Origin of the sequence: Pseudomonas syringae (assembly GCF_001698815.1) — a bacterium.
GTDB classification, from domain to species: Bacteria; Pseudomonadota; Gammaproteobacteria; order Pseudomonadales; family Pseudomonadaceae; genus Aquipseudomonas; species Aquipseudomonas syringae_A.
Map to the genome: position 1 here is coordinate 1 of NZ_LGSI01000046.1, position 9,819 is coordinate 9,819.

Annotated in this window: 8 protein-coding genes; 6 read left to right on the top strand and 2 right to left on the bottom strand. The window is 56.5% G+C overall.

Annotation, left to right across the window (positions count from 1 at the left end):
• Positions 1-580 precede the first annotated feature (580 nt).
• Together AFK24_RS14375 and AFK24_RS14380 are read right to left on the bottom strand one after the other, a co-directional pair.
• Entirely contained in the window at positions 581-1,804 is a 1,224-nt protein-coding gene (locus AFK24_RS14375) for a CaiB/BaiF CoA transferase family protein (RefSeq protein ID WP_170826332.1), read from the bottom strand.
• An 11-nt stretch (positions 1,805-1,815) separates the two neighbouring features.
• Entirely contained in the window at positions 1,816-2,997 is a 1,182-nt protein-coding gene (locus AFK24_RS14380; RefSeq protein WP_065833841.1) for an acyl-CoA dehydrogenase, read from the bottom strand.
• A gap of 159 nt (positions 2,998-3,156) precedes the next feature.
• On the opposite strand from AFK24_RS14380, the gene AFK24_RS14385 reads away from it, so the two are divergent.
• The 6 genes from AFK24_RS14385 to AFK24_RS14410 all read left to right on the top strand — a co-directional run bounded on the left by AFK24_RS14385 (position 3,157) and on the right by AFK24_RS14410 (position 9,603).
• The gene (locus AFK24_RS14385) at positions 3,157-4,077 is read left to right on the top strand and encodes a LysR family transcriptional regulator (protein WP_065833842.1); all 921 of its coding nucleotides are present in this window, start codon (positions 3,157-3,159) and stop codon (positions 4,075-4,077) included.
• Positions 4,078-4,492: 415 nt separating this feature from the next.
• Entirely contained in the window at positions 4,493-5,614 is a 1,122-nt protein-coding gene (locus AFK24_RS14390) for a Re/Si-specific NAD(P)(+) transhydrogenase subunit alpha (protein ID WP_065833843.1), read from the top strand.
• A gap of 11 nt (positions 5,615-5,625) precedes the next feature.
• Entirely contained in the window at positions 5,626-5,949 is a 324-nt protein-coding gene (locus AFK24_RS14395; RefSeq protein ID WP_003438157.1) for an NAD(P) transhydrogenase subunit alpha, read from the top strand.
• Positions 5,946-7,391, top strand: coding sequence for an NAD(P)(+) transhydrogenase (Re/Si-specific) subunit beta (locus AFK24_RS14400; protein WP_065833844.1), 1,446 nt, complete (start codon positions 5,946-5,948; stop codon positions 7,389-7,391). The genes AFK24_RS14395 and AFK24_RS14400 overlap by 4 nt, the downstream gene beginning before the upstream one ends.
• A gap of 183 nt (positions 7,392-7,574) precedes the next feature.
• On the top strand, positions 7,575-9,068 hold the full coding sequence (locus AFK24_RS14405) for an acetyl-CoA hydrolase/transferase family protein (protein WP_065833845.1): 1,494 nt from the start codon (positions 7,575-7,577) through the stop codon (positions 9,066-9,068).
• Positions 9,069-9,387: 319 nt separating this feature from the next.
• Entirely contained in the window at positions 9,388-9,603 is a 216-nt protein-coding gene (locus tag AFK24_RS14410) for a DUF1127 domain-containing protein (RefSeq protein ID WP_020291569.1), read from the top strand.
• Positions 9,604-9,819: the final 216 nt, after the last annotated feature.

Genomic DNA, 9,819 nt, shown 5'->3' on the forward strand with positions numbered 1-9,819 from the left:
CATGATCAAACTCTTCAGTTCAAACATCTTTGGGTTTTGAGAAAACCCTAAACTTGGCTCAGCAATCGTTGGTTATTTCTTTGATTTCTCGCGGAGTAACTTACGATGCTGATAATCAGTTGACTTCAGTCTGACAGCGCAAGCACCCACACGAATTGCTTGATTCAATTGTTAAAGAGCGGGTGGTTAAGATCTTTCGTCTCAACCGAGGCGCGCATTCTACAGCAGCACCCGTTACTGTCAAGCGGTTATTTTCCGAAGCTTTCAAAGTTTCCTTTGCAACTTCAACCACTTGCGCTTCGATCAACTTCACGTTGCTCGTTAGCGGGAGGCGAATTCTACAGCGTTACAACCTGCTGTCAACCACCTTTTTTCACCGCTTTCGATCAACTCATCGAAACCTCTTCCTCGCCAATCAAACCGGCTAACTACTTGATTACCAAGGAGTTTTCCGTTTCATCTGCTCCGGAAGAGGTGCGAATTATAGACAGATTCGAGAGGCCGTCAACCGTTAATTCAGGCTTTCTGCAAAAAAGCTTATAAGGGGCTGAAAAGTGCGCTTCCTCTATATATAGAAGAGCTACAAAACTCCTGCCTCGCGCAGAAGACACACCTCTTCCGCCTGCAACCCCAATACAGCCTGAAGCACTTCAGAAGTATGCTCGCCCAATAAAGGCGGCGCATAGCGATACTCGACAGGCGTTTCGGAAAGCCGGATCGGACTGGCAACTGAAGGAACGCTCCCACCCAGCGCGTGGGGCAGGCTCATTGCGAGACCCCGCGCCTGAACTTGCGGATCGGCAAACACCTGCGCAAGGTTGTTGATCGGCCCACAGGGCACACCAGCCACCTCCAGCTCGCCAACCCACTGCGCAGTCGTCTTGAACACAGTCGCCTGACGAATCAGCGGGATGAGTTGCGCACGATTGGCCACTCGCAGCTTATTAGTAAGGAAACGTGGATCGTCCGCCCACTGCGGCTGCCCCGCAACCTCGGCAAACTTGCGGAACTGGCTATCATTGCCCACCGTCAGGATGAAGTCGCCGTCAGCAGTAGGAAAATCCTGATACGGCACGATATTCGGATGCGCATTACCCAACCGATGCGGCGCGGTTCCCGTGGTCAGGTAGTTCATCGCCTGATTAGCGAGACACGCCACCTGCACATCCAACAACGCCATATCAATATGCTGACCAGAACCGCCCTGGTCACGATGCGCCAAGGCAGCCAATATCGCAGTAGTCGAATACAGCCCGGTCAGAATATCCGTCAGTGCAACGCCAACTTTCACAGGCCCCGCACCTTCTTCACCCTCAGGCCGCCCGGTCAGGCTCATCAGCCCACCCAAGCCTTGAATCATGAAGTCATAGCCAGCGCGCTTGGCGTAAGGTCCAGTCTGTCCGAAGCCAGTGATCGAACAATAGATTAGCCGCGGATTAATTGCTTTCAGCGACTCGTAATCCAGACCGTACGCAGCCAGGCCGCCGACCTTGAAGTTCTCTATCACGATGTCGGATTTACCCGCCAACTCCCTCACCAGTTTCTGACCTTCAGGTCGGGTGAAGTCGATGGTGACTGACTGCTTATTCCGATTTGCGGAAAGGTAGTACGCCGCCTCGCTGGTATTCTCGCCGTCGGCATCTTTCAGAAAAGGAGGGCCCCAGGCGCGAGTATCATCGCCATTGCCGGGACGCTCCACCTTGATGACTTCGGCTCCAAGGTCCGCCAGGATCTGCCCGGCCCACGGCCCAGCGAGAACCCGCGACAGATCCAACACTCTTATATGTGAAAGCGCGCCCATGATCGGCCCCTCTATTAATAGAAAGCCTGGATACCGGTTTGGGCACGCCCGAGAATCAGCGCATGCACGTCATGCGTCCCTTCATAGGTATTGACCACTTCCAGGTTGACCAGATGGCGCGCGATGCCGAACTCATCGGAGATCCCGTTACCGCCGAGCATGTCGCGAGCCATACGCGCGATATCCAGGGACTTGCCGCAGGAGTTGCGCTTCATGATGGAAGTGATTTCCACGGCAGCGGTGCCTTCGTCCTTCATACGACCCAGACGCAAGCAACCCTGCAATGCCAAAGTGATTTCAGTCTGCATGTCTGCGAGCTTTTTCTGGATCAACTGATTCGCTGCCAGCGGACGGCCGAACTGATGGCGATCCAGCGTGTACTGCCGAGCGGTGTGCCAGCAGAATTCGGCTGCACCCAATGCGCCCCAGGAAATGCCGTAGCGCGCCGAGTTCAGGCAGGTGAACGGACCTTTAAGGCCGCGCACATCCGGGAAGATGTTCTCTTCGGGCACAAACACGTTATCCATGACGATTTCGCCAGTGATGGACGCACGCAAACCAACCTTGCCATGAATAACCGGCGCACTCAGCCCAGACCAACCCTTCTCCAGTACGAAACCGCGGATATCACCCGCGTCGTCCTTACCCCAGACCACGAAGACATCGGCAATCGGGCTGTTGGTGATCCACATCTTGCTGCCCGACAACCGATAGCCGCCGTCGACCTTTCTGGCACGGGTGATCATCGCACCCGGGTCCGAGCCATGATTGGGCTCGGTAAGGCCGAAACAGCCGATCCACTCGCCGGAAGCCAGCTTGGGCAGGTACTTCTGTTTTTGTGCCTCGGTACCAAACTCATTGATCGGCACCATCACCAGCGAGGATTGCACGCTCATCATCGAACGATAGCCGGAGTCCACGCGCTCTACTTCCCGAGCGATCAATCCGTAACACACGTAATTCAGGCCGCTACCGCCGTACTCCTCGGGAATCGTGGCGCCCAACAGGCCAATTTCACCCATCTCGCGAAAAATCGCCGGATCGGTTTGCTCATGGCGAAATGCTTCGAGGACTCTGGGCGCCAGCTTGCCCTGGGCGAACTGCGCAGCGCTATCGCGAACCATGCGCTCTTCTTCAGTGAGCTGTTGATCCAACAGCAGTGGATCGATCCAGTTGAAGCTTGCCTTGGCACCCATGAAAAAACCCTCACTCAGTCATGCAGATTTGTTGTGCATTGATCCTAGACCCGCATCAGCCTCGCCACAAACGAGGATTTCGCAAGTTCTTGTGCTAATTTCTCACTCCGAGATTGCTCAAACCCCAATATTGACTGCTGATTAGTGAGTGCTACGAACATGCGCCGCAAAATACCCAGCACCGCCGCTTTGGTCAGCTTTGAAGCCGCTGCACGCCACGAAAGTTTTACCAAGGCCGCTGACGAACTTTCGCTGACCCAAAGCGCTATTTGCCGACAGATCGGCAGCCTTGAGTCTTTCCTCGGCGTGGAGCTGTTCCGACGCTCGCGGCGCGGGGTGAAGCTGACAGAAGCGGGCCTTTCCTACAGTCGACGTGTAGCGATGCAACTGGACGCTGTCGAGCGGGACACCTTGTCAGTCATGGGTCAGCAAGGGACGAATGTCATCGAACTGGCGGTCGTGCCTACTTTCGGCACTCAGTGGTTGCTGCCACGCCTCAAGGACTTTCAAAAGCTTCATCCTGAAGTGACGGTCAATCTCACCAACCGCACGCGTCCTTTTCTCTTCGCGGATACCGAGTTCGACGCTGCGATTTATTTTGGCGATGCCGACTGGCCGGGTACCGAGTCCTATCGCTTGATGGGCGAAAATCCCATGCCGGTGTGCAGCCCGGCATTGCTGAACGGTCGAGCCAGTCTCACCCCCGACGAAATAGCCGAGCTGCCGCTATTACAGCAAACCACTCGCCCCTATGCGTGGCGACAGTGGTTTGGCGGACTCAACTTCACTGTCCCGCGCGACATGACCGGCCCGCGCTACGAACTCTTCTCGATGCTCGCTCAGGCGGCCATTCATGAAATGGGGGTCGCGCTGATACCGCCTTTCCTGATCCAACGAGAGCTGGCAGAACAACGCCTGGTGATTGCCAATACCTACGCACTGTCGAGCATCAAGGCTTATTACCTGATGATTCCGGTGCGAAAGGCCGAATCGGCCTCTTTGCGAGCATTTCGGGACTGGCTGATCGAACAAGCGAAAGCCTACGAGCTAACAAAATCGGGGGTTTCGGCGACACCCTAAATATGTAGCACAGCATATTAACAACTACATATATAAACTTATGTCGCCTTAATGAAACTGCATTCCCGTCGGGAATAGCAGCTATAAAGTACCGGAATACATAGCCTACAGGCCGATTTAAGCCAACTTTTGTTCTTTTTCATTATTTAAATCATCAACTTCAAAAAAATCGTCTATTTTCCCTTAAAGCCCCGGATATAAAGGCTTGCAGTCGAGCATTGCGACATTAGGTCACAGCATGACTTGTAGTTAATTTACGGTCTCATTACAGAATCTATTGAAGGGACCGAACTTCACCTGCAAAATGCCGCGCCCGCCCTTGTTCGGCTGGGTCGTGCTGATCGGCAGCCTAAAAGCACCGCTCTGCGCTCTCGACTCATTGAGAACTATAAGAAGATCACGCAGGAGACTTCACGTGCATATTGGCGTTCCTCTCGAGACCCAAACGGGTGAAAAGCGGGTAGCTGCAACCCCGGAAACCATCAAGAAATTGATCGGTCATGGCCACCGCGTCACGGTGCAAAGTGGCGCAGGCATCAATGCCAGTGTCCCGGATAGCGCCTATGAAGCTGCAGGGGCTGTTATTGGAACGCTCAGTGACGCCTTGGGCGCCGAGTTGCTGCTCAAGGTCGCAGCCCCCAACGATAGCGAGCTTTCGCTTATAAAAAGTGGCGCGATCGTTGTCGGGATGCTTAACCCCTTCAACAGCGAAACCATCGGCAAGATGGCCGCCCAAGGCATTACCGCTTTCGCCCTCGAAGCCGCGCCGCGCACTTCCCGCGCCCAAAGCCTCGATGTGCTGTCTTCGCAAGCCAACATCGCCGGTTACAAAGCCGTGCTGCTGGGCGCGCATCACTATCCGCGCTTCATGCCGATGCTGATGACCGCCGCCGGCACCGTAAAGGCCGCCCGCGTTCTGGTGCTGGGCGCTGGTGTGGCTGGCTTGCAGGCCATCGCCACGGCGAAACGTCTGGGTGCAGTGGTTGAGGCGTCCGACGTGCGCCCGGCCGTGAAGGAGCAGATCGAATCGCTGGGCGCCAAGTTTATTGATGTGCCTTACGAAACCGACGAAGAGCGCGAATGCGCGGTCGGGGTTGGCGGCTATGCGCGCCCGATGCCCGCAAGCTGGATGCAGCGTCAGGCGGTTGCAGTACACGAGCGCGCCAAACAATCGGACATCGTCATCACCACGGCTCTTATTCCGGGCCGCAAGGCACCGGTGCTGCTTAGCGCAGAAACCGTGGCGCAGATGAAGCCCGGCTCGGTGGTCATCGATCTGGCAGCTGCACAAGGCGGCAATTGCCCGCTGACGGTTGCTGATCAAGTCGTCGTCGAGAACGGCGTGACCATCGTCGGCCACACCAACCTGCCCGCGATGGTCGCCGCTGACGCGTCAGCGCTGTATGCCCGCAACCTGTTGGATTTCATGAAGCTGCTGTTCGACAAGGACGGGCAACTGCACATCAATCTGGAAGACGACATTGTCGTTGCGTGCCTCATGTGCCGCGATGGCCAAGTTATCCGCAAGAACGGTTAAGGATAAAAATAATGGAAGAGCTGATCTCCCCAGGTATCTACAACCTGATCATCTTCGTTCTCGCGATCTACGTGGGTTATCACGTGGTCTGGAACGTAACACCCGCCTTGCACACCCCACTCATGGCCGTGACCAACGCGATCTCGGCCATTGTGATCGTCGGCGCCATGCTGGCCGCTGCACTCACCGTTACACCACTGGGCAAAACCATGGGCACGCTGGCCGTGGCGCTGGCCGCCGTCAACGTGTTCGGTGGCTTTCTGGTAACGCGACGCATGCTGGAAATGTTCAAGAAAAAAGCACCTAAAGCCAAGGAAGAGGTGCGTAAGCCATGAGCATGAATCTCGTCACCGTGCTGTATCTGGTCTCTGCGATCTGCTTCATTCAAGCGCTCAAGGGTCTCTCTCATCCGACCACATCACGCCGGGGCAACCTTTTCGGCATGCTGGGCATGGGGCTGGCGGTGATTACCACCATCGGTCTGGTCTACAAACTCGCGGCGCTGTCCAACACCAGCGCCGGCATCGGCTACATCCTTATCGGCTTGCTGGTAGGCGGCACCGCTGGCTCGATCATGGCCAAGCGCGTCGAAATGACCAAGATGCCCGAGCTGGTTGCCTTCATGCACAGCATGATCGGCCTGGCTGCGGTGTTCATCGCCATTGCTGCGGTTGTCGAACCGCAATCACTGAATATTGTGCCTAACCTGGGCGATGCGATCCCGACGGGCAACCGCCTGGAGTTGTTCCTCGGCGCAGCTATCGGCGCGGTGACCTTCTCCGGATCGGTGATCGCGTTCGGCAAGCTCTCGGGGAAGTACAAGTTCCGCCTGTTTCAAGGCGCACCGGTACAGTTCGCGGGTCAGCACAAGCTGAATCTGGTGATGGGTCTCGCCACGCTGTTTTTTGGCCTGATCTTCATGTTCACCGGCAACCTGAGCGCCTTCGCCGTGATGCTGGCTCTGGCGTTCGTGATCGGTGTACTGCTGATCATCCCGATTGGCGGCGCAGACATGCCGGTCGTGGTCTCGATGCTTAACAGCTATTCAGGCTGGGCGGCGGCGGGTATCGGCTTTTCGCTGAACAACTCGATGCTGATCATTGCCGGTTCGCTGGTGGGATCTTCCGGCGCAATCCTTTCGTACATCATGTGCAAGGCGATGAACCGTTCGTTCTTCAACGTGATCGGCGGCGGCTTCGGCGGGGCCAAGGACGTTGCTGGCCCGGCGGGTGCCACAGAAGCACGGCCGGTCAAATCCGGCTCGGCCGACGACGCAACCTTCCTGCTGACCAATGCCGACACCGTGATCATCGTTCCCGGCTACGGTCTGGCAGTGGCGCGGGCGCAACATGCGCTTAAAGAGCTGACGGAAAAACTCACCCATCACGGCGTCACGGTGAAGTACGCGATTCACCCGGTTGCCGGACGCATGCCCGGCCACATGAACGTGCTGCTCGCCGAGGCAGAAGTGCCTTACGACCAGGTGTTCGAGATGGAGGACATCAACTCCGAGTTCGGGCAAGCCGACGTGGTGCTGGTGCTGGGTGCCAACGACGTGGTCAACCCGGCGGCGAAAAACGATCCCAAGTCGCCCATCGCCGGGATGCCGATTCTGGAAGCGTTCAAGGCCAAGACCATCATCGTCAACAAGCGCTCGATGGCAAGCGGCTATGCCGGTCTGGACAACGAGTTGTTCTATCTGGATAAAACCATGATGGTGTTCGGAGACGCCAAAAAGGTGATCGAGGACATGGTGAAGGCGGTCGACAACGCGTAGCCTCCAAACGCGTTTATCAAAGCCCCAGCACGCTAGTCGGCTGGGGCTTTTTACATTCCATGTAACAGTGTTTTGCGTTGCAACCCGTTAATTAGAGCCTCCAGATGCGACCTTGGTAGCGGGACGAAAAACGCCCAACTCACTAAACTGGACCCTCGCTTCCACCCCCGAGATAAGAATCCAATGTACCGTGACCGTATCCGCTTGCCTTCGCTCATGAGCAAGGTGATGAGCGCGGCTGATGCCGCAGCCTTGATTCAGGACGGCATGACCGTCGGCATGAGCGGCTTCACCCGTGCAGGTGAAGCCAAGGCGGTGCCCAAGGCACTGGCCGAACGCGCCAAAGATTTCCCACTCAAGATCAGCCTGATGACGGGCGCCAGCCTGGGCAACGACCTGGATAAACAGCTGACTGAAGCCGGCGTGCTGTCGCGGCGCATGCCGTTTCAAGTCGATAGCACACTGCGCAAGGCCATCAACGATGGCTCGGTCATGTTCATCGACAGCCACTTGTCCGACACCGTCGAGCAACTGCGCAACCGGCAGATCAAGGCCGTGGACCTGGCCGTGATCGAATGCGTGGCAATCACCGAGGAAGGCCATTTGGTCCTGAGCACCTCGGTGGGCAACTCCGCGAGTTTCGCCATCCTCGCCAAAGAAGTGATCGTTGAGATCAACCTAGCCCAGCCGCTGGAGCTGGAAGGCCTGCACGACATCTATATACCCAGCTACCGGCCGACCCGTTTGCCGATACCGGTACTCAACGCCGATACACGAATTGGCAACACCGCCGTGCAGATCGATCCGGCGAAAATCGTCGGCATCGTCATCAGCAATCAGGCCGACTCGCCTTCCACTGTGCTGCCGCCGGACGCCGACACCCAGGCCATCGCCAGTCACCTGGTCGAGTTCTTCAAGAAAGAAGTGCGCGAAGACCGGCTGACCAACAAGCTCATGCCGTTGCAGGCCGGGATCGGCACCATCGCCAACGCAGTGATGCATGGCCTGGTCGATTCGCCGTTTCACGACATGACCATGTATTCCGAAGTCTTGCAGGATTCGACATTCGAACTGTTCGACGCCGGCAAACTGAGCTTCGCCTCCGGCAGTTCCATGACCTTATCGGCCAGCAAACACGCTGAAGTCTTCGCCGATTTCAACCGTTACAAATCGCGTCTGGTGCTGCGACCTCAGGAAATATCCAACCACCCGGAAATCATCCGCCGACTCGGCATCATTGGCATCAACACCGCCCTTGAGTTCGATCTGTACGGCAACGTCAACTCCACCCACGTGTGCGGTACACGCATGATGAATGGCATTGGCGGCTCCGGCGATTTCTCGCGAAACGCGCACCTGGCGATCTTCGTCACCAAGTCGATTGCCAAAGGCGGCGCTATTTCCAGCGTCGTGCCCATGGTTAGCCATGTGGATCACACCGAGCACGATGTGGACATTCTCGTCACCGAGCAAGGATTGGCCGATCTGCGCGGCCTGGCACCTCGCGAACGAGCCAGGGTGATTATCGACAACTGTGTGCACCCGGCTTACCGCGCCGCGCTCAACGCGTATTTCGAAGCGGCTTGCGCCAAAGGCGGACACACCCCGCACGTGCTGCGCGAAGCACTAAGTTGGCACTTCAGGCTGGATGAAACCGGCAGCATGCTGCCGGTCTGATGCAAACAGTTGCGAGTGAGCAATACAATTTCTTGCTCGCCTGCAAACTGAAATCGCCATAACTGGCAAAACTGTACTTCTGTACCGGTCATTTCCAAGCCCTAAAACGTCAATTTCACCGCTTTGGCGCACAAAACGCACCGTTTAGGTGCTGACCGGTACAGTTGCCCCATTTATGAACAAAACAGTGCCTCTAAACAGTTAACTGAACCCTCACAATACAAGTGAACTGTGTCTGGAGAGACTGGCCAACTGAGAGGAAGATTGGCACCAGTCAAGCCACTATCTAAACCCGCCACAAGCGGAAGGAAGTCACACCATGGAACGTACAGTCAGTTCCGACATGTTCTACGAAAACACCGCTACTACCGCTCAAGCTGCATGGCCGATGCGCGCATTCGCTAACCTGATGCTCTGGCAGCGTCGCCTTTCCAGCCGCCACCAATTGGCTCGCCTGGATTCGCGTTTGCTCGCTGATGCTGGTATCAGCGAATCGCAACGTTACGAAGAGCTGAGCAAGCCGTTCTGGCGCTAATTTAGCGCACGCTGGTCCCTGGCCCTCCAAGGTCTCTCACCAGCAACCCGAATTGCTACATACAAGACCCGTCGCAGGTAACTGCCGACGGGTTTTGTCATTTCAGAGGCTGTGATTTCGCTTGGGCAAGAACAAGCCGACGTCATCGGGGACAAGTCCCCTCCTACCGGGATTTGCACAGATTCGGTAGGACCGGACTTGCCCGGGAAGGCGTTG